Below are 20,158 nucleotides of genomic sequence, written 5' to 3'. Positions count from 1 at the left end.
GGGCCGACCGTCCTCTTTGTGCAGTCGCCCGGCCGAAACTCAACCCGAAGGGCTGTCGTCTCGGAACCCCTCCAATGGTTAACCAAGTAGACAAAATCGGACAGCGAAGAGCCCGGAACCGTTTCCAGGCTGCTCCATTCGAGTGACGGCAGAGGTCTAGACCTTGACCTTCGAGTGGTCTAAACCACATCGTTCCGGTACCCCTGCGACTGAGGAGACCGATGTCCAAGTTCCGATGGCATCTAGCTGCTCTCTTCGCGGCCGTCGCCGCGATGGTCCTCGGAATCGTCGTCGTGCCCGCTGCCAGCGGCGCCGGTGGCGTTTCCGCCACGTTCTCCAAGGGTTCGGACTGGGGAACGGGCTTCGAGGGCAAGTACACGATCACCAACAACAGCGCGGCGGCCCTGACGTCGTGGACTGTCGAGTTCACGCTCCCGGCCAACCACCGCGTCACGTCGCTGTGGGACGGTTCCTACACGACGAGCGGTCAGACCGTCACGGTCAAGAACACCTGGAACGGCTCCATCGGTGTCGGCGGGTCGGCGAGCTTCGGCTTCAACGGCGCGTACAGCGGCACGTTCGGTGCGCCGACCAACTGCAAGCTCAACGGCGCCTCGTGCGACGCGGGCGGGACGAACCCGACCACGACGACCACGACGTCGACCACCACCACGACCACTACGACCACTACTACGACGACGACCGGTCCGCCGCCGCCTCCCGGGAAGATCAACCTGGGCTACTTCGCGGAGTGGGGTGTGTACCCGGCGCGCAACTACCAGGTGAAGAACATCGACACCTCGGGTTCGGCGTCGAAGCTCACGCACATCAACTACGCGTTCGGCAACGTGACCGGCGGCAAGTGCACCATCGGTGAGGCCTACCCCGCCATCGACAAGGCGATGACGGCGGCGGAGAGCGTGGACGGCGTCGCCGACACGTGGGACCAGCCGGTGCGCGGCAACTTCAACCAGCTGATGAAGCTCAAGAAGAAGTACCCGCACCTCAAGGTGCTCTACTCGTTCGGTGGCTGGACCTGGTCCGGTGGTTTCGGTGAGGCGTCGAGGAACCTGCAGGCGTTCGTCGACTCCTGCTACAGCCTGCTCGAGGACCCGCGCTGGGCGAGCCTGTTCGATGGCATCGACATCGACTGGGAGTACCCGAACGCGTGTGGTCTGTCGTGCGACACCAGTGGCTTCGCGGCGTACAAGAACATGATGCAGAAGCTGCGCGAGCGGTTCGGTCCGAACTACCTCGTCACCTCGGCGATCACCGCTGACGGCTCCAACGGCGGCAAGATCGACGCGGCCGACTACGGCGGCGCGGCGCCGTACCAGGACTGGTTCAACGTCATGACGTACGACTACTTCGGTGCGTGGGCGGCTCAGGGCCCGACGGCTCCGCACTCCCCGCTGACGTCGTACAACGGCATTCCGACCGCCGGCTTCAACTCCGAGGCCGCGATCAGCAAGCTGCGCGGCAAGGGTATTCCGGCCAGCAAGCTCCTGCTCGGCATCGGCTTCTACGGCCGCGGCTGGCAGGGCGTGACGCAGGCGGCGCCGGGTGGCACGGCGACGGGTCCGGCTCCTGGCACGTTCGAGGCGGGCATCGAGGACTACAAGGTCCTGAAGAACAAGTGCCCCGCCACCGGCACCATCGCCGGCACGGCCTACGCGTTCTGCAACGGCCAGTGGTGGAGCTACGACACCCCGCAGACGATCACCAGCAAGATCCAGTGGGCACGCGGCCAGGGTCTCGGCGGCGCGTTCTTCTGGGAGCTCACGGGTGACACCGCGAACGGAGAGTTGATCACCGCGATGAAGAACGCCCTCGGGTAGTCCTTCACAACGCCGGGAGGGGAGCTGGGACAGCCCAGCTCCCCTTTCGTTTGCCCGGAATCAGCAGAAGACCTCGGTGAGGAGCTTGTTGAAGGCCTCACCGGGGTCGCCGGCGACCGGCGCGCTGGTGGCGCTGAGCTCGAAGCGCTTCTTGGTGTCCGGCGTGGTCAGCAGCTGCGAGGAGTAGCCGGGGATGCCGCCGCCGTGGCCCCACACCTTGGTGCCGCACGGGAGGGTGTCCACCTGCAGGCCAAGGCCGTAGGACGGGCTGACGGCCGTCGTCCTGCTGATCTCCTGCTGCTGCGCGGGCTTGAGCAGCCTGCCGCTCGCCAGCGCCGTGGCGAACATGTCCAGGTCGCGGGTCGTGGAGATCATCTCACCGGCCGCCCAGGCGACCGACGGGTTGATCCGGGTGATGTCGGACGGCTGCCCGTTCACGCTCCAGTAGCCGTGCGCGTGCGGGCCGCTGATGCCCACCTTGTCGCCGGGCACCTCGGTGTCGTTGAGGCGCAACGGCTTCAGGATCCGCTGCGAGACCGCCTTCTCGTACGGCTTGCCCGTGAGCTTCTCGATCAGCAGGCCGGCGACGACGTAGTTGGTGTTGGAGTAGTTCCACTGCGTGCCTGGCTCGAAGTCGAGCGGCTTGCTCGTCGAGATCGCTAGGAGCTCCTGCGGCGACCAGTGCTTGTAGCGGATCTTCTCGAACTCCTCCGGGCTCAGCGGCAACCCGGCGGTGTAGTTGAACAGGCCGCTCGTGTGCTGCAGGACCTGACGGACGGTGATGCGGCTGTCGACCGAACCGGGCAGGTAGCGGACGACCGTGGCGTCCAGGTCGACCTTCCCCTCGCCGGCCAGCTGCAGCACGACCGTGGACACGAACGTCTTGGTGATGCTGCCGACGCGGAACCTGCCGTCGAGCGGCACCGGCCGGTTGCTGTCGAGCTGCGCCTTGCCGGACCGGGCCGTGAGACGCTGCCGCCCGTCCGTGATCCTGACCTGCACGCCGAGGGCTCCCCCGCCCTGCGTGAGCTGGTCCAGAGCCTGCTGGACGACTTCGCGGTCGACGCTCGACGTGTCCGCCGAGGCGGTGCCCGCGGTCGTCAGCGTCAGCAGGCTCGTCGCGGTTACTGCTGCTACCAATCGAATCCCCATGCCCCCAGCTAATCGGGCACGGTGTCCGACCGCATCCTCCTTCAGTCGCATACGTTCCCTAGGGGTTGCCCTGGTCCCGTTCAACCGTCAGTAGGGCTGGTGCGCCGCCTTCATGGCCGAAACGAGCATGGAACGCACTTTCGGCCAGTGCACTTCCTGCTGGCAGGAGAACGGCGGCAGGAAGCCGCCGCACTCGCCGGTGCTCGCGCCGATCTCCCACACGAAGCTCGGCACGCCCAGGTCGTCGTACACCCAGTCGTCCGTGGCGCCGGACGCGTTGTAGAGCACCTCACCCGGCTGGCCGGAGGTGAACCCGGACAGTGCGGCCATGTCCTGGGCCATCCTGCGCAGGGCGGCGTCGTTGCCGGTCTTCTGCGTGCTCCAGCCCCACGGGAAGAGCACGTAGTCGCCGTAGCTGTGCATGGAGATCACGGCGCCGGTGGTGTCGGTGGTGGCGGCAGCGGTGTCGCCGGGCGGACGGGTGTCGCGGTAGAGCTTGCGCCACAACGACTCCAGCGCCTGGACCTCGACCTCGGAGTCGGCGCGCGGGCCGCGGTAGGTCTCGCTGCATTCGTCGGTGGACGAGCCGGCCTCACCCCAGTGCGAGCCGGCGTTGCGGTTGAGGTCGACGCCACGCCTGCCGGAGGTGCAGGTGCCGTTGGCGTTCTTGCGCTGCAGGACCGGCGTGTCGCCGCCGGACTCGACGATCTCGACGCCGTCGGGGTTGGCGATCGGGACGACCCAGACCTCCAGGTCGGCGAGCATGGCGGTGAGGTCAGCGGAGCCGACCAGGTCGTCGATGAACCGCCACGCCATGTCGCCGGTGGTGATCTCACGGGCGTGCAGCTGGCCCATCACGAACAGCCGCGGTTTCGGTGCGGCGGGCGTCAATGCGCAGTCGCCCGCGCTTTTCTTCGTGATGCAGAGTGCTTTCAGGTCGTATCCGCCGTTGCCCTGGGTCTTGCGCCAGGAGTCGCCGTAGTCGACGACTGTCGCGAGTCCGGGATGGTCCGCCGAGATCTGGTCGAGATGCGCGAGGTGGGCGGTGACGGTCCGATAGCCGCCGTAATAGGTGGTGTCGCCGACAGAACGGGGCGCCCATTGAGACGGAGGCATCGCCGTCTCAACAGTGGACGCGAAACCGTCGGCGCGGAGCTCTGCGGACGTCCGGGCGTCGCCGATGACGAACAGGTCCTCGCCGTCGCGCTGCTCCAGGACGTCGTAGCCGAGGCCCAGGAGCCGTTGGGCGGAATCGCCCAGCGGGGCGGGCACACGCAGCACGTATGTCGCGCGCGGCCCGTCCGCGGGGGCCGGCGCGGGGCTGAGCAGGACGGCCAGGCAGGCGAGCAGGGCGACGGCGGTGCGCATGATCGACGATGATCGGCCGTCCGGATGAGTCCCGCCAGTCCGTTCGACCGACCGGATGATTACCGTCCGGTCCTTGGGACGCCGAAACACGCCACTTGGCGCGTTGTGACGAAAATCAATAGGATTTCACTCAGCATCGCAGCGGTTATTGTGCTGGCAGGCCGAAACCGACTCGACGAACAGCGAGGACGACACTCACCGGGCTCGGGAAGAAACGGGAGCGCAAGCCATGGACCATCTCTACAACGACGGTGTCGCTGAGATCTCCTACCGCGGGTTGCCGGACCACCTGTACTTTCCCTGGCGTGGTTCCCTCGCGGACGACGACGGTCTGGAGCCGACCATCGTCCGCAGCCTGGACTGACGAAACTCGGGGGTTCGAAGATGGCCGGCCTGTCCACCGTCACCAGGGGCGCAGGCCCGGCCCTGCTGCTCGTGCACGGCGCGGGAGGCAGCGTCCAGGCCAACTTCGGGCCGGTCCTCGCGACCCTCTCCCGGCACTTCACCGTCATCGCGCCGGACCTGCCGGGCTCCGGCGCGTCGCCGAAGGCCGCGGGTGCGCTCGACCTGGAGGCGCTCGCCGACGACCTCGTGGAGATCGCGGTGCGCTCTGGGCACGAGTCGTTCCACGTCTGCGGTTACTCGATGGGCTGCGCGGTCGCCGTCACGGCGGCCGTCCGGCACCCGGAGCGCGTGCGCGGGCTGGTGCTGAGCTCGCCGTTCGCGAAGGTCGACGCCGCGACGAGGGTCAGGATCGACCGCTGGAAGTCGCTCCTGGACGGGTCGCGCGAGGTGTTGTCGCGGTTCGTCCTCTCGGTGATGTGCGGCGAGGAGTACCTGGCCAGGCTGACCCCGGCGCAGGCGGCGGGCTTCGCCGAACTGATCGGCGCGAGCGTGCCGGCCGGCTCGTCCGCGCACCTCGACCTGCTCCTGAGGACCGACCTGACCGCCGTGCTGCCGCGCGTCACCGCGCCGACGCTGGTGATCGGCGCGTCCGGCGACCAGCTGCTGTCACGTCAGCTGGCCAAGGAGGTCTCGGACCTCGTGCCCGGCTCGAAGTACACCGACATCCCGTGCGGGCACGCGATCGCGCTGGAGTCCGCGGCGCCATGGGCGGGGCTGATCACCGACCACCTGACGTCTGTGCGGTCCTGAGCCGGTGGGCCAGGGCCGTGTGGCGGCGGCCCGCCCCGACCGTTCGGACGGCCTGGCCGATCGCGCGCTTCGAGCCCACCAGCACGACGAGCTTCTTGGCGCGCGTGACGGCCGTGTAGAGCAGGTTGCGCTGCAACATCATCCACGCGCTGGTCGTGACCGGGATGACCACGCACGGGTACTCGCTGCCCTGCGAGCGGTGGATCGTCATGGCGTAGGCGTGGCTGAGCTCGTCCAGCTCGGAGAACTCGTAGTCGACTTCCTCGTCCTCGTCGGTGCGGATCGTGAGCTTCTGCTCGACCGGGTCCAGCGCGATCACGACACCCAGCGTGCCGTTGAAGACGCCGTTGCGGCCCTTGTCGTAGTTGTTGCGGATCTGGGTGACCTTGTCGCCGAGCTTGAACACCCTGCCGCCGAAGCGCTTCTCGGGCAGGTTGTCGCGTGACGGCGTCAAAGCCTCCTGCAGGACGGTGTTGAGCGCGCCGGCGCCCGCCGGTCCGCGGTGCATCGGGGCGAGGACCTGGATGTCCTTGCGCGGGTCGAACCGGAACTTGCGCGGGATGCGGTTGGCGACGACGTCGACGGTCACCGTCGCCGCCTCTTCGGCCTCGTCGGTGCTGAACAGGAAGAAGTCCGGCAGTCCCTGGACGATCGGGTAGTCGCCGCTGTTGATGCGGTGCGCGTTCGTGACGACGCCGGACTCCTGCGCCTGGCGGAAGATGTGGGTGAGGCGGACGTTCGGGATCGGGCTGCCCTGCGCCAGCACGTCCCTGAGCACCTCGCCCGCGCCGACGGACGGCAGCTGGTCGACGTCGCCGACCAGCAACAGGTGCGCGCCGGGCGGGACGGCCTTCACGAGTTTGTTGGCCAGCAACAGGTCCAGCATCGACGCCTCGTCCACGACGACCAGGTCCGCGTCGAGCGGGTGGTCGCGGTCGTACGCCGCGTCGCCGCCCGGCCGCAGCTCCAGCAGGCGGTGGACGGTGCGGGCCTCGTGGCCGGTCAGCTCGGTGAGGCGCTTCGCCGCCCGTCCGGTGGGCGCGGCCAGGACGATCTTGGCCCGTTTCGCCTGCGCGAGGCGGACGATCGAGCGGACGGTGAAGCTCTTGCCGCAGCCGGGGCCGCCGGTCAGGACCGCGACCTTCTGCGTCAGCGCGAGTTTCACGGCTTCCGCCTGGTGTTGTTCGAGCTCCGTGCCGAGCCAGGCGAAGGCCTTGTCCCAGTCGACGCCTCCGAAGCTCGGCATGCGGTCGTTGTCGCTGTGCAGCAGGCGTTTGAGCTGCGCCGCCAGCGAGATCTCCGCGCGGTGGAACGGGACCAGGTAGATGGCGATCTCGTCGTCCGGGAGCTCCTCGCGGACGACGCCCTCCTCCTCGACGAGCTCGGCGAGGCAGTCGATGACCAGGCCGGTGTCGACCTGGAGGATCTTGATCGCCTCCGCGATGAGGGCCTGTTCCGGCAGGTAGCAGTTGCCGTTCGTGGTCGCCTCGGAGAGTGTGAACTGCAGGCCCGCCTTGACGCGTTGCGGACTGTCGTGCGGGATGCCGACGGCCTTCGCGATCACGTCCGCGGTCTTGAAGCCGATGCCCCAGACGTCACTGGCGAGCCGGTAGGGCTCCTCCCGCACGACCTCGATGGCCTTGTCCGCGTACTGCTTGTAGACGCGGACGGCGAGGCTCGTGGAGACGCCGACGCCCTGGAGGAAGACCATGACCTCCTTGATGGCCTTCTGCTCCTCCCAGGCGTCCGCGATGAGCTTGGTGCGCTTCGGGCCGAGCTTCGGGACCTCGATCAGGCGCTCGGGGGAGTTCTCGATGACGTCCAGCGCGTCGACGCCGAAGTGGGTGACGATCTTGTCCGCGAGCACCGGGCCGATGCCCTTGATCAGGCCGGAGCCGAGGTAGCGGCGGATGCCCTGGATCGTCGCGGGCAGGATCGTCGTGTAGTCGTCGACGTGGAACTGCTTGCCGTACTGCGGGTGCGAGCCCCAGTGGCCGAGCATCCGGATCGACTCCCCCGGCTGCGCGCCGAGGAGGGCGCCGACGACCGTGACCAGGTCGCCGCGGCCGGTGTCGACCTTCGCGACGGTGTAGCCGTTGTCCTCGTTGGCGTAGGTGATCCTTTCCAGGACCGCTTCGAGGACGTTCATGCCGCGAACCTACATCGAGCTTCTGCACACGATCTTCACAACTTGTCCCGGCGTCCTCCACGACATACCCATAAAGTCGCCGCCATGACAGGTCAGCGCCGGGTGCTCGTCGTGGAGGACGACATCACGATCGCCGAGTCCGTGGCCGCGCGGCTGCGGGCAGAGGGGTTCGAGGTGTCGGTGGCTCATGACGGGCCGTCCGGGGTGGCTCAGGCGGCGTCGTTCCTGCCTGACCTCGTGGTTCTCGACGTGATGCTGCCGGGGTTCGACGGGCTCGAGGTGTGCCGGCGGATCCAGGCGTCCCGGTCGGTGCCGGTGCTGATGCTGACCGCGCGGGGGGACGAGACCGACCTGCTGGTCGGGCTCGCCGTGGGGGCCGACGACTACCTGACCAAGCCGTTCTCGATGCGTGAGCTCGCCGCACGGGTGCACGTGCTGCTGCGACGAGTGTCACGGGCCGTGTCGTCGCAGTCGCTGGAACTCGGCGACCTGCTGATCGACCTGGCCTCACGCCGGGTGTCGCGGGCGGGCGTCGAGGCCCACCTGACGCCCACCGAGTACGACCTGCTGGTGTTCCTCGCCGAACGGCCGTCCGCCGTCCAGGCGCGGGAGCGGTTGCTGGCGGAGGCGTGCGGGTGGCACGAGGGGGCGTCGTCGCGGACGGTCGACAGCCACGTGAAGGCGCTGCGGCGCAAGCTCGGGGCCGACCTGATCAGGACCGTGCACGGGGTGGGGTACGCGCTGGAGGTTCCCCAAAAGAAGGATCCTCAGAAGAAGGTGTCCCGGTGAGGCGTCTGCTGGAGCTCGTGGACATGCTGCCGCGTCCGTTGGACTCGGTGCGGTCGATCAAGCTCAAGCTCGGGATCGTCATCGTGGTGTCGGGGTGTGTGTCGTTCGCGTACTTCCGCTACGTGACCGGCTGGCTGCCGCCGCGGACCACCCTGATCGCGCTGGTCCTGGGACTCCTGACCTCGCAGTTGCTGGCGCACGGCATGACGTCACCGTTGCGCCAGATGACGTCGGCGGCGCGGTCGATGGCGTCCGGGGACTACTCGCGGTCGGTGCGGGCCACGTCGTCGGACGAGGTCGGGCAGCTCGCGGAGGCGTTCACGGTGATGGCCGCCGACCTCGCCGCCGCCGACCAGCAACGACGTGAGCTGATCGCGAACGTGTCGCACGAGCTGCGGACCCCGATCTCGGCCCTGCAGGCCGTGCTGGAGAACGTGGTGGACGGGGTGGCGGTCGCCGATGCCGCGACCATGCGGACCGCTCTCGCGCAGACCGAGCGGCTGGGGCGGCTGGTCACCGAGCTGCTGGACCTGTCGAAGATCGACGCCGGGGTCCTGTCGCTGAACCGCGAGACGCTGCCGGTGTCGTCGCTGGTGGCCGACGTGGTGGCCGAGGCGGCCGTCGCGGCTCCCGCCGCGTCGTTCTCGATCGACGTGCCGGGGGACCTGACGGTCTTCGCCGACGGGGAGCGGCTGCACCAGGTGCTGGTCAACCTGGTGGACAACGCCGCCCGGCACGGACCCACCGGGGGATTGGTGTCCGTGTCCGGGTATGCCGTGGCGGGTTCCGTGGTGCTGGAGGTGCGGGACGAGGGGCCGGGGATCGCACCGGCCGACCGGTCGCGGATCTTCGAGAGGTTCACCCGAGGGGAGAGGGCGGGCGGTGGCGGGACCGGGCTCGGGCTCGCCATCGCCCGGTGGGTGGTGGATCTGCACGGCGGGACCATCGCGGTGGTGGAGCCCGGGTCCTGCATCCGGGTGACCTTGCCTCGCTGAGCTTTTCTGGCTGACTTTCTGGTTCGCACCGCTCTTTGGTTGGTGTGGCGGTGAAGCACGCCCGTTTTCGGGCTTGGGAGAGAGAAATGACTGACTCGACTGACTCGACGTCTTCCGGCGACTCGCCTGAGTCGCCGCAGGGGCAGGCCGCCGCGCGGCGCAGGTACCGAAACTTCCGGAAGGTCGGGCATCGACCCACGTCCGGGGGTGGGGAACCGGCGGGTGCTGGGGGCTCGCCGGACCCCGAGGAGAAGGGCTCGGACGAGAAGCCCGTTGAGATCGCGGAGGAGAAGCCCGTCGAGGTGAAGGAGGAACCGAAGCCCACGGAGGCTGCGCAGGCACCCCGACCAGCGCAGGTCGCCACCGCCACCCTCCCCCCACCCTCCCCGTGGCAGGGCGTACCTCATCCCGCCCCAGCCGTGGTCGTCACCGGCGCCGGCGTCCCGTTCATGCCCTGGTGGACGCCGCCCAAGACCGGCGCACCGGCCAGAGTGCTCATCGCGGGTCTCGTCGCGGGCCTGGCCGGGGCGTTCCTCGCCCCGCCGAACAACGGCATCGGCTGGTTCCTGGCCGGGCTGTTCGGCGTCGGCGGGGTGCTGGTCTACGCGGGGAAGCCGTCCGTCGAGCGGGCGCTGTGGCTGGTGGGCGCGCTGGCGTTCCTGGCGATGGGGTTCCTGCGGGCCGCCGAGTGGGTCTTCCCGCTGTGCGTGCTGGCGTCGATGTTGTGCGGCTCGATCGCGATGGGCGGCGGGCGGACCGTGCGCGGGCTCGTGTTCGGCGCTGTCGGGGTCGGGCTGGGCGGGTTGCGGTCGATTCCGTGGGTCGCCAGGGGGCTCAGCAGGCGGGGGCCGATCGGGATCCGGCCGTTCGTGTCCGTCGGTGTGGCGGTGGTGTTGCTGGTGGTCTTCGGGTCGCTGCTGGCCGGGGCGGACAAGGGGTTCAACGACTTCCTCGAGAGTCTGGTGCCGGACCTCGAGATCGGCAGCTTCGTGCGGATGGGGTTCTTCGGGGTCGTCGCCGCGGCCGGTGCGCTGGGCGCGTGTTACCTCGTGGCGGCGCCGCCGTCGATCAACGAGGACGCCGAGGGCACGCCCGGCACGTTGCGGCTCAAGGACTACGGGCTGCCGGTCGGTGTGCTTGTGGTGCTGTTCACCGGGTTCGTGGGAACGCAGCTCGCGGTTCTGTTCGGTGGCGAGGCTTACGTGATGAAGACGGCGGGTGTCACGTTCGCCGAGTACGCGCGGTCCGGCTTCTGGCAGCTGTTGTGGGTCGCCATCCTCACGCTCGGCGTAATCGCCGGTGTCGCGCGGTTCGCCGCCAAGAAGACGGCGCGCGAACAGTTGTGGCTGCGGATCCTGCTCGGGTCGCTGGCTGTTCTCACACTTGTCATCGTCGCGAGTGCCTTGAGCCGCATGTGGTTCTACCAGCAGGCGTACGGGTGGACGGTGCTGCGGTTGCTCGTCCTGTCGTGCGAGGTGTGGCTCGCGGTGGTGTACCTGATGGTGATCGCGAGCGGCATTTCGTTGCGCGCCAACTGGTTGCCCAAGGCGATCGTCGGCACCGGGGCGGCGTTCTTCCTCGCGGTGGTGGTGCTGAACCCCGAACGGATGGTGGCGGACTACAACGTGTCGCGGTTCGAGGCGACGAAGAAGATCGACACGACCTACCTGTCGCGGTTGTCGGAGGACGCGGTGCCCGCGCTCGTGCGACTGCCCGAGCCGGAACGCTCGTGTGCCTTGCGGTGGTTGAAGAATCGCGACGTCGAGCAGGACTGGCGCGAGTGGAACCTGGCCCGGCACAACGCAAAGAAGTCACTCGAAAGTGTTGCGGTGACTGAGGTCACCTGTGAGTACACCTACTCCGGAGAGCGGTAGTCCGTCAACTGTCAGGTAAAGTGGCAGGTCCGCAAGTTTGCCGAGAGGGTGAGAAGTGACGCTCAAGTGACCATTGCGGCTGAACCCGTTGTCCTTCGATCGATGTTCACCGCAGGCGAGGCGCCCACCCCGCGCACCCTCCTGGACATCCTGCGCGCGAGTGCCGAGGAGCACCCGTCCGCGCTGGCCGTCGACGACGGCACCACCGCGCTCACTTACCGCGCGCTGATCTCGGAAGTACTGGAACTCTCCGAAAAGCTCGCCGCCGAAGGTGTCGGGGTCGGCGACCGGGTCGGCATTCGCGTGCCGTCCGGGACCGTCGACCTCTACGTCTCGATCCTGGCGACCCTCGCGGCGGGCGCGGCGTACGTGCCGGTCGACTTCGAGGACCCGGACGAGCGCGCCGAGCTCGTTTTCGGTGAGGCGCAAGTGAGTGCCGTGCTCGGCGAGGGGCGATCCCTGGTGCGGCACGGCACCACGCTCGGCGTACCCGGCGAACCCGGTCTGGACAACGACGCGTGGATCATCTTCACGTCCGGTTCCACCGGCAAGCCCAAGGGCGTCGCGGTCACGCACCGCAGTGCCGCCGCGTTCGTGGACGCCGAGGCGCGGCTGTTCCTGCCCGACGAGCCGATCGGCCCGGACGACCGGGTGCTGGCGGGACTTTCGGTCGCGTTCGACGCCTCCTGCGAGGAGATGTGGCTCGCGTGGCGCCACGGCGCCTGCCTGGTGCCCGCGCCGCGCTCGCTCGTGCGCACCGGCATGGACCTCGGCCCGTGGCTGGTCGAGCAGGAGATCACCGTCGTCTCCACCGTTCCGACGCTGGCCGCGCTGTGGCCGGTCGAGGCGCTGGACGACGTGCGGCTGCTGATCTTCGGCGGCGAGGCCTGCCCGCCCGAGCTGGCCGAACGGCTCGCCGTGCCCGGCCGCGAGGTCTGGAACACCTACGGACCGACCGAAGCGACCGTCGTCGCCTGCGCCGCCCGGATGACCGGCGACGGCCCCGTGCGCATCGGCCTGCCGCTGGACGGCTGGGAACTCGTCGTCGTCGACGCGGCCGGTGAGGTCGTCCCGATGGGCGAGTCCGGCGAACTGGTGATCGGCGGCGTCGGCCTGGCGCGCTACCTGGACGTCGCCAAGGACGCCGAGAAGTACGCGCCGCTGCCGTCGATGGGCTGGGACCGCGCGTACCGCAGCGGTGACATGGTCCGCGCCGAGCCGGAGGGCCTCGTCTTCCTCGGCCGCGCGGACGAGCAGATCAAGCTCGGTGGCCGCCGGATCGAGCTCGGCGAGGTGGACGCGGCGCTGGCGTCGCTGCCCGGTATCGCCGGCGCCGCGGCCGCCGTGCGCACGACGCGGGGCGGCAACCAGATCCTCGTCGGCTACGTGGTGACCGACGGTGAGTTCGACCAGGAAGCGGCCGTCGAGCAGTTGCGTGCCGAGCTGCCCGCCGCGCTGGTGCCGTTGATCGCGGTGGTCGACACGCTGCCGACGCGCACGTCCGGCAAGGTCGACCGTGCCGCGCTGCCGTGGCCGCTCGCGTCGATGGACACCGCGGGGGTGGTGTTCTCGGGTCTCGAGGGCTGGCTCGCGGAGCAGTGGGCCGCCGTGCTCGGTTCCGGGCCCGCCTCCGAGGGCGCGAACTTCTTCGCGTCCGGCGGTAGCTCGCTGGGCGCCGCACAGCTGGTCTCGCTGGTGCGCACGCGGTACCCGAGCACGTCGGTGTCGGACATCTACCAGAACCCGACGCTGTACAAGCTGGCGCGGCGCCTGGAGTCCTACGGCGAGACGGCCGAGGTGCACGAGGTCGCGCCGACGCCGCGCTGGACCGGCGTCGTCCAGACGCTGCTGATGATCCCGCTGCTGACCATCGCCGGCGCGCGGTGGGTCGTGGCGCTGACGGCGTTGTCGAACGTGCTGGGCTGGGCGTCCGTGTCGTGGTGGTGGGTCGCCGCCGGGTTCGTGGTCTTCCTCAGCCCCGCCGGACGCCTGGCGATCTCCGCCGGTGGCGCGCGGGTGCTGCTGCGCGGCGTGAAGCCCGGCGAGTACCCGCGCGGCGGCAACGTGCACCTGCGGCTGTGGACCGCCGAGATGCTGGCGCAGATGTCGCGTGCCACCGAGCTGTCCGGCTCGTGGGTCACGCACTACGCGCGGGCGTTGGGCGCGAAGATCGGCACCGGTGCCGACCTGCACTCGCTGCCGCCGGTCACGGGCATGCTGAAGGTCGGGCGCGGCGCCGCCGTCGAGCCCGAGGTCGACCTGTCCGGCTGGTGGCTGGACGGCGACCGGCTGCGCATCGGGCGCATCCGGATCGGCGCGGGCGCCACCGTGGGCGCGCGCAGCACGCTGTTCCCCGGTGCGCGGATCGGCAAGCGGGCCGAGGTGGCGCCCGGTTCGGGCGTCGCCGGGTCCGTGCCGACCGGGCAGCGGTGGTCCGGTGTGCCCGCCACCCGCGAAGGCAAGGCGGCGCGCTCGTTCCCGTCACGCCGCCCGCCGCGCTCGCGCTTCTGGAACTTCATGTACGGCGTCTCGTCCGGCCTGCTGGCCGCGCTGCCACTGCTGGCGGCGGCTCCGGCCCTGCTGTACGTGCTGCGGCAGCCGGTGACGCTGACGTCGGCGCTGTGGGACGTTCCGGCCGCCTCCGCGATCTGGTTCGGCACCTACGCGCTGTTGATCCTGGTTTCGGTGCGGCTGCTCGGCATCGGCATGCGCGAGGGCCACTACCCCGTGCACAGCCGCGTCGCGTGGCAGGCGTGGACGACCGAGCGGTTGATGAGCAACGCGCGCTCGGCCCTGTTCCCGCTGTACGCCTCGCTGTTCACGCCGGTGTGGCTGCGGCTGCTCGGCATGAAGGTCGGTCGCGGCGTCGAGGCGTCCACCGTGGTCGCGCTGCCGAAGATGACCCGTGTCGGCGACGGCGCGTTCCTGGCCGACGACACGATGGTCGCGTCCTACGAGCTCGGCGGTGGCTGGCTGCGGATCGCGAACGCCCGCGTCGGCAAGCGGGCGTTCCTGGGCAACTCGGGCATGACCGCACCCGGCCGCAACGTCCCGAAGGGCGGGCTCGTCGGCGTGCTGTCGGCGGCGCCGAAGCGGGCCAAGGCCGGGTCGTCGTACCTGGGCATGCCGCCGATGAAGCTGCCGCGCGCGGCCGAGGTGTCCGACCAGTCGCGCACGTTCGACCCGCCGAAGCACCTGATGTGGGCGCGGTCGCTGGTCGAGCTGTGCCGGTTCGTCCCGGTGATGCTGAACGTCGCGCTCGTCGTGCTGGTGCTGTTCGCGCTGAAGGAGTTCGGGCTCTGGTGGTCCGGCGTCGTGCTGCTGGGCGCCGGTGTCGCCGCGTGCCTGGTGGCCGTCGTGGCCAAGTGGGTGCTCGTGGGCCGTTTCAAGGTGCGTGAGTACCCGCTGTGGTCGGCGTTCGTGTGGCGCAACGAGCTGGCGGACACGTTCGTCGAGGTGCTCGCGGTGCCGTGGCTGATCGGGTTCTCCGGTGGCACGCCGGTGATGAACGTCTGGTTGCGGTCGCTGGGCGCGTCGGTCGGGCGTGGCGTGTGGTGCGAGTCGTACTGGCTGCCCGAGGCCGACCTGGTCTCACTGGGTGCCGGCGCGACGGTGAACCGCGGCTGCGTCGTGCAGACGCACCTGTTCCACGACCGGATCCTGCGCATGGACCGGGTGGAACTCGGCGCGGGGTCCACTTTGGGCCCGCACGGCATCGTGCTGCCCGGCGCGTCCATCGGTGCCCACACCACGATCGGACCCGCCTCGCTCGTCATGCGCGGAGAGGATGTACCGTCGGGAACCCGTTGGCTGGGCAACCCGATCTCCGCGTGGACATGAGCTTCTCCGTACACCATTACGCGTTAGAGCTTGACTACAAGCCGCACTCCGCGCGCCTCTCGGGACGCGCGGTGCTGCAGGCTTCCTGCGCTTCTCCGCTGTCGTCGTTCTCGCTGTCCTTCGGATCGCTGCGGATCTCGAAGGTGCTGGTGAACGGCAAGCCCGCGCGCTACGGGCACGCCGGTGGCGTCCTGAACGTGCGCGCGGCCGTGCGCGGCGCCTTCACGGTCGAGGTCCGCTACTCGGGCATGCCGGTGCCGATCTCGACGCCCGAGTGGGGCGACCTCGGCTGGGACCAGCTGACGGACGGTTCCCTGGTGGCCTCGCAGCCCATCGGCGCGCCGTCGTGGTTCCCGTGCCTGGACGAACCGTCGTCGAAGGCGTCCTACCACCTGGAAGTGACGGCGCCCTCGCCGTACACGGTGGTGTGCAACGGGGTGCTGGTGGACGGCAAGATCTCCGGCAGCACCACCCGGTGGACGTACTCGATGGCCGCGCCGATGGCCACGTACCTGGCGACCGTCCAGATCGGACAGTACGTCGAGGCCCTGCCGGACGTGTGGGCGCCGGCGCGGTTGCGCAGGCTCGTCGCGCACGACTTCGGCCGCCAGGACGCCATGATCGAGCTGTTCTCGTCGCTGTTCGGGCCCTACCCGTTCGCGAGGTACTCGGTCGTGGTGACCGACGACGAGCTCGACGTTCCCGTTGAGGCGCAAGGGTTGTCGACGTTCGGCGCCAACCACGTGGACGGGCGGCGGGGTGCGGAGCGGCTGGTCGCGCACGAGCTGGCGCACCAGTGGTTCGGCAACTCCGTGGGCATTGCCGCGTGGGAGCACATCTGGCTGAACGAGGGTTTCGCCTGCTATTCGGAGTGGCTGTGGTCCGAGGCTTCCGGCGGCCGGTCGGCGGAGGCCTGTGCGGCGGGGGCGCGGGATCTGTTGCGGCGCCTGCCCCAGGACATCGTGATCGGACGGCCCGCGCGGGCCGACTGGTTCGACGACAGGGTCTACAAGCGCGGGGCGCTGACGTTGCACGCCCTGCGCGGTGAGATGGGCGACGACTCGTTCTTCGCGCTGCTGCGGGAGTGGTGTGCGCGCCACCGGCACGGCGTGGTGACGACCGAGGACTTCCTGGCGCTGGCCGGACATCGGGACCTGCTGACCCGCTGGCTCTTCGAGCCGGAGCTGCCGAGCTAGCCCGTCCATCTCCACACCAGCGGTGGCCGGCCACCTTGGGGCAGCGCCGAAGCGTGCTGGCTGGTGCGTTCCAGTCCGGGCACGCGATCCATCGTGCGGCCCAGGTTGGCCGGGTAGGGACGATCGCCGGTCAGGGACTCGGTCACGTCGAGCGCCTGGGCCGTGGTGAACTCACGTCCGAGCAGACCGGCGGTGAACGGCACGTCGCGCCACAGCTTGTCCGCGAGCAGCGGCCGGCAGTCGGCGACGATCCGGTCGTGGTCGAAGGCCAGCGCGGGCACGTCGTCGAGACGTGCCCAGACGGCCGGATCGCCGGTCGGGCGGGCGATCGTGGCCCACAGGGCGATCGAGAGGGTCGGGCCGCGCGGGTCACGCGACGGCTCGTCGAACGTGGCGAGCTGGCCGGTCGCCGTCACGGACTCCTCGGCCAGGCCCAGCTTTCCCGTGACGGCTCTGGTGGTCGCCTCGCGCAGCCGCTCGCCCTTGCCCAGCAGGACACCGGGTAGCGCCAACTCGCCCGCGAACGGCTCCTGTGCGCGCGGGGCCACCCCCACGAGCACCGCGCGTGCGTCCGGATCAAACCGGAGCGCGATCACGTCCACCGAGACCAACGTCGACTCGATCATGTCGTGGATTGTCCCGCACCGCGTAGTCCGCCCTGGCCGGCCCCGCGCCGGTGACGAGCACGTCGACATCGAGCAGGTCCTCCAGGTACGCGACGGGGTCGGGCATGTCCTCCAGGGTCGACCCGGTGGCGACCTTCAGGCCGTCAGCGTCCAGGTGCGTCACGGCCAGCCCGTCGATACCCCCACAGCAATCGACGGAATAGCGCAGCAACGCGGCGTCCAGGTGCCCGGCCCGCCAGGCGCCCTGGAACTCCCCTGTGCCGTTGTGCGGCTCCGGGAAGCGCTCGAGGACGGCCTGGTCCTCGGTCGGCAGCGGACCGGCGCCGTGGCGCGTCTGGTAGGTCCTGGTCACGCCGATCACGCGGGCCGGACGTCCTTGCAGCAGTTCCCGGGCGTTGCGCGGCACGACCGTGGACCAGGTGGTGTGCGGGTGGAAGCCGTAGGTCTCGTCGAGCAGGACGCCCTGCGCGCCCTCGAAGACGACTCGGCCTGCGTCGAGCAGTCCTTCGTGGCCCTCGGTGATGCGGACGGCGTCCGCGAACGCGCCGTAGAGCCCGACCAGTTCGCCGACGTCCGGGCCGTCGCCGATCAACGGCTCGTAGAACCTTGCGAGCGCGTCCAGTTTCGTGCGCAGCACCGCGGGGTTCAGGCAGTCGCCGACGGTCGGGGCGGGGCCCGGCTCGCCGAGCACCCGTTGCCCCTCGACCACGTCCCCCTCGCTTGCCCCGGCGAGCAGCCCGTACCAGGCTGTTTCGCCGATCCCCTTGCCGCACGACCCGTGCCGGTCGCCGCCCCTGGCCCTCTCCCTGGCCCGGTTCGCGGCCACGTGGAACGGCGTCGTGAGCAGTGCTTGAGCGTCGATCGACATCAGCGACAGCGGGTCGGCGACGCCGAGGGCCTCCAGTTCGCGTGACTCGGTCGCCAGCGCGATCGGTTCGACCAGCACGTAGCGGGAGAGCCAGGTCGGCACGCCCGCGAGCGTGCCGGACCCGAACTGGCTGAACGTGTGGTGCCGCCCGTCGACGACCACGTTGTGCGCGGCCTGCGCTCCCCCGTTGAACCGCACCACCACCGACACCGGCCCGTCGGCGCACAGCGCGTCGACCACCGCTCCCTTGCCCTCGTCGCCGAACCCCAGCCCGACGACGATCACGTGGTCCCTCACGTCAGCGCCACGTCGTCGGGACCGTCGATGCCGAGCGGAGTCGCGGTGGACGCGACCGACCGCGCGCCACCGACGGCGACCAGGGCCTTGCCGACGGCCTTGCTCTCGGCGACCGAGCCGATCTCGGCGAGGTCCACCAGTGCCTGGTCGAGGTCGACCACGCGTTCCTCCATGCCGATCGTCGCGGCGATCAGCTCGCACACCGCGCCGGGATCGTCGAGCTTGAGGAAGTTCTGCCCGAGGATCGTCCGCCAGTGCTCACCGATGGTGTCGTCGTTGAAGTACGACGACTGGTTCGGGAGGATGAAGTAGACGTTCCACTTGCGGGCCAGTTCGCGGTACACCGACACCGGGTCGATGTCCTGCTTGACGTCGTCACCGATGATCCGGCGGATGTGCCTGGCCTCCAGGCGTGGCTTGTTCAGCTCGTCGCCGATGATGAACAGGTAGCCCTTGCGGCCGCGCTTCTGCCACGCGTCGGTGACCACGTGCCGCGCGACGAAGTACGCGGCCAGTTCGTAGGACTCGCTCTTCTGCCCGCCACCGTTGCCCTCGAGGAAGATGTCCCGCAGCTGCTCGTCCATGCGGTTGTCCGACTCGAACTGGCCGACTTGGAGCGGAACCCGGTCGCTGTCGGCGTCACCGATCCCGCCGAACATCAGCTGCGGGTCGGCGAGATATCCCTTGCGCTGCAACAGGCCGTGCAGCTTGCCGAGCTTGCCCTGCATGATTCTCGGCACGCTGCCCATCGACCCGGTCACGTCGAACAGCACCGCGATCGGTGTCGAGTCGGCGTGGTCGGGCGAGTCGCGGCACTCGCGGAACGCCACCTTGAACGGGTCGAGCGACGGCGCGGCCTTCCAGCTCGCCGCGGGTGCCGACTTCATCGAGGCGGTGTAGCCGAAGTCCGCGATTCCCTTGGCCGCGCGGAAGGTCTTCGCCGCGGCGTAGGCGTTGTCATCCCACTTGCCGTGTCCCATCGTCATGCTCCTGTCTTCTTGGGAAGGACGAACGGGCGGAAAACCCGTGCGCCGTAAAGGTCTTCGAGCAGGTCGTCGTACTCGCCGAGCAGGTCGACGGCGTCAGGTCGCCGCGACGGGCGGTCCTGCAGGCATCCACGAGCAAAGGCCTTCTGCCGATGTTCGTTGTGCGCCAAGAGGTCGAGCATCAGCGCGTGTGCCATGTGGACGTCCGTCGCCGCGGTGACCGGTTCGCCTGCTTCGACTTCCGGCGGGTAGGTGATAGTGCGGCTGGTCGCGAGGAGCCGCTGGCCTTCCTCGACGGCGAACGACCAGCCGGCCAGCACGATCCCGTGCTGCCGCGGGTGCACCATGACGTTCTCGGCGGTCACGGCGCCGTGCACCAGGCCGATCTGGTGTGCACCGGCCAGTGCTTTGAGCAGCCTGCGATGCATCCACGCGTAGTCGCGCCCGTCGAGCCCTTCCGGGAACGCGCGCCGAACGTCCGCGAGCGTCACGAAACCGTCCAGCAGCGGGTCGAGCACTGTGAAGGCACGCGAGCCCTTGGCGACGTCGCCCGACGTGTCGAGCAGGCGCGGATAGAAGGGGCGCAACCACTGGTTCTGGTCGGTGAAGCTCTCCAACGCCCGCAACGCCTGCCACTCACCGTGCAGCAACGGGTTGAGAGCCGGGTTGCGCACCACCTTGACCACGTACGGCCCGTCCGCCTCGTACAGGTTGGCGATGCTGCCAGCCGCGAACGGTTCCCCGATGCGGTAGACGCCGGTCTCTGTTCTCATCTCGACGGTCGTGCTCTGCGTCCACTCGTGGTGCAGGCGGGTCAGCATCGCCGCTGCCGCGTGTGCCCTCGTGTTGCCCGGTCCGACCACATCAGGGTGCAGCACCGAGGCCAGCGTTCGGTACAGGCGCCGTGCCTGCTTGCGCTGGGCGGGATCGGCGGTGCGAGGCCCGAACAGCCCCTCGGCCGATCCGGCTCGTTCCACCAGCTCCAGTGCCTCCGCTGTCGTGACCATGGTTTGAGTCTATGCGAC

The 20,158-nt window shown here is 69.5% G+C and carries 15 protein-coding genes; 8 read left to right on the top strand and 7 right to left on the bottom strand.

The window, feature by feature from the left end:
• Window positions 1-221: 221 nt before the first annotated feature.
• Window positions 222-1,838 carry a glycosyl hydrolase family 18 protein gene (locus tag ACRSBM_RS02020; protein ID WP_434439038.1) on the top strand — a complete coding sequence of 539 codons (1,617 nt, stop codon included), beginning with the start codon at window positions 222-224 and terminating at the stop codon, window positions 1,836-1,838.
• A gap of 60 nt (window positions 1,839-1,898) precedes the next feature.
• Here ACRSBM_RS02020 and ACRSBM_RS02015 read toward each other — a convergent pair whose 3' ends face one another.
• Window positions 1,899-2,990, bottom strand: a complete 1,092-nt coding sequence (locus tag ACRSBM_RS02015; protein WP_434439036.1) for a serine hydrolase domain-containing protein — start codon at window positions 2,988-2,990, stop codon at window positions 1,899-1,901.
• Between the two features lie 87 nt (window positions 2,991-3,077).
• Window positions 3,078-4,358: a M14 family zinc carboxypeptidase gene (locus tag ACRSBM_RS02010; protein ID WP_434439034.1), complete on the bottom strand. Its 1,281-nt coding sequence runs from the start codon at window positions 4,356-4,358 to the stop codon at window positions 3,078-3,080.
• Window positions 4,359-4,587: 229 nt separating this feature from the next.
• Here ACRSBM_RS02010 and ACRSBM_RS02005 point away from each other — a divergent pair, with 229 nt between their 5' ends.
• Together ACRSBM_RS02005 and ACRSBM_RS02000 are read left to right on the top strand one after the other, a co-directional pair.
• Window positions 4,588-4,722 (top strand): hypothetical protein, encoded by a 135-nt coding sequence (locus ACRSBM_RS02005; RefSeq protein ID WP_434439032.1) that lies wholly within the window; start codon window positions 4,588-4,590, stop codon window positions 4,720-4,722.
• 20 nt (window positions 4,723-4,742) lie between these two features.
• Window positions 4,743-5,513 (top strand): alpha/beta fold hydrolase, encoded by a 771-nt coding sequence (locus ACRSBM_RS02000; RefSeq protein WP_434439030.1) that lies wholly within the window; start codon window positions 4,743-4,745, stop codon window positions 5,511-5,513.
• Here the strand turns inward: ACRSBM_RS02000 and recD2 are convergent.
• Window positions 5,482-7,662: an SF1B family DNA helicase RecD2 gene (gene recD2 / locus ACRSBM_RS01995; RefSeq protein ID WP_434439028.1), complete on the bottom strand. Its 2,181-nt coding sequence runs from the start codon at window positions 7,660-7,662 to the stop codon at window positions 5,482-5,484. The two genes, ACRSBM_RS02000 and recD2, sit on opposite strands and share 32 nt — an antisense overlap.
• 84 nt (window positions 7,663-7,746) lie before the next feature.
• On the opposite strand from recD2, the gene ACRSBM_RS01990 reads away from it, so the two are divergent.
• The 5 genes from ACRSBM_RS01990 (at window position 7,747) to ACRSBM_RS01970 (ending at window position 16,356) form a co-directional block, all read left to right on the top strand.
• The gene (locus tag ACRSBM_RS01990) at window positions 7,747-8,451 is read left to right on the top strand and encodes a response regulator transcription factor (protein WP_434439026.1); all 705 of its coding nucleotides are present in this window, start codon (window positions 7,747-7,749) and stop codon (window positions 8,449-8,451) included.
• A gap of 23 nt (window positions 8,452-8,474) precedes the next feature.
• Window positions 8,475-9,446, top strand: coding sequence for a HAMP domain-containing sensor histidine kinase (locus ACRSBM_RS01985; RefSeq protein WP_434452930.1), 972 nt, complete (start codon window positions 8,475-8,477; stop codon window positions 9,444-9,446).
• A gap of 86 nt (window positions 9,447-9,532) precedes the next feature.
• Window positions 9,533-11,320, top strand: coding sequence for a DUF4153 domain-containing protein (locus tag ACRSBM_RS01980; RefSeq protein WP_434439024.1), 1,788 nt, complete (start codon window positions 9,533-9,535; stop codon window positions 11,318-11,320).
• Window positions 11,321-11,422: 102 nt separating this feature from the next.
• On the top strand, window positions 11,423-15,160 hold the full coding sequence (locus tag ACRSBM_RS01975; RefSeq protein WP_434439022.1) for a Pls/PosA family non-ribosomal peptide synthetase: 3,738 nt from the start codon (window positions 11,423-11,425) through the stop codon (window positions 15,158-15,160).
• Window positions 15,157-16,356, top strand: coding sequence for a M1 family metallopeptidase (locus ACRSBM_RS01970; protein WP_434439019.1), 1,200 nt, complete (start codon window positions 15,157-15,159; stop codon window positions 16,354-16,356). The genes ACRSBM_RS01975 and ACRSBM_RS01970 overlap by 4 nt, the downstream gene beginning before the upstream one ends.
• Here ACRSBM_RS01970 and ACRSBM_RS01965 read toward each other — a convergent pair.
• The 4 genes from ACRSBM_RS01965 to ACRSBM_RS01950 are packed head-to-tail and all read right to left on the bottom strand — an operon-like array spanning window position 16,353 to window position 20,140.
• Entirely contained in the window at window positions 16,353-16,982 is a 630-nt protein-coding gene (locus ACRSBM_RS01965; RefSeq protein ID WP_434439017.1) for an NUDIX hydrolase, read from the bottom strand. The two genes, ACRSBM_RS01970 and ACRSBM_RS01965, sit on opposite strands and share 4 nt — an antisense overlap.
• Entirely contained in the window at window positions 16,933-18,147 is a 1,215-nt protein-coding gene (locus ACRSBM_RS01960; protein WP_434439015.1) for an adenylosuccinate synthetase, read from the bottom strand. Before ACRSBM_RS01960 ends, ACRSBM_RS01965 begins: the two co-directional genes overlap by 50 nt.
• Entirely contained in the window at window positions 18,144-19,133 is a 990-nt protein-coding gene (locus ACRSBM_RS01955; protein ID WP_434439012.1) for a hypothetical protein, read from the bottom strand. The genes ACRSBM_RS01960 and ACRSBM_RS01955 overlap by 4 nt, the downstream gene beginning before the upstream one ends.
• Window positions 19,130-20,140 carry an adenylate cyclase gene (locus tag ACRSBM_RS01950; protein ID WP_434439010.1) on the bottom strand — a complete coding sequence of 337 codons (1,011 nt, stop codon included), beginning with the start codon at window positions 20,138-20,140 and terminating at the stop codon, window positions 19,130-19,132. Before ACRSBM_RS01950 ends, ACRSBM_RS01955 begins: the two co-directional genes overlap by 4 nt.
• Window positions 20,141-20,158 lie beyond the last annotated feature (18 nt).

This window comes from Lentzea xerophila, assembly GCF_051094245.1.
Classification (GTDB): Bacteria; Actinomycetota; Actinomycetes; order Mycobacteriales; family Pseudonocardiaceae; genus Lentzea; species Lentzea xerophila.
This window is presented reverse-complemented; position numbering and strand designations above follow the sequence as displayed.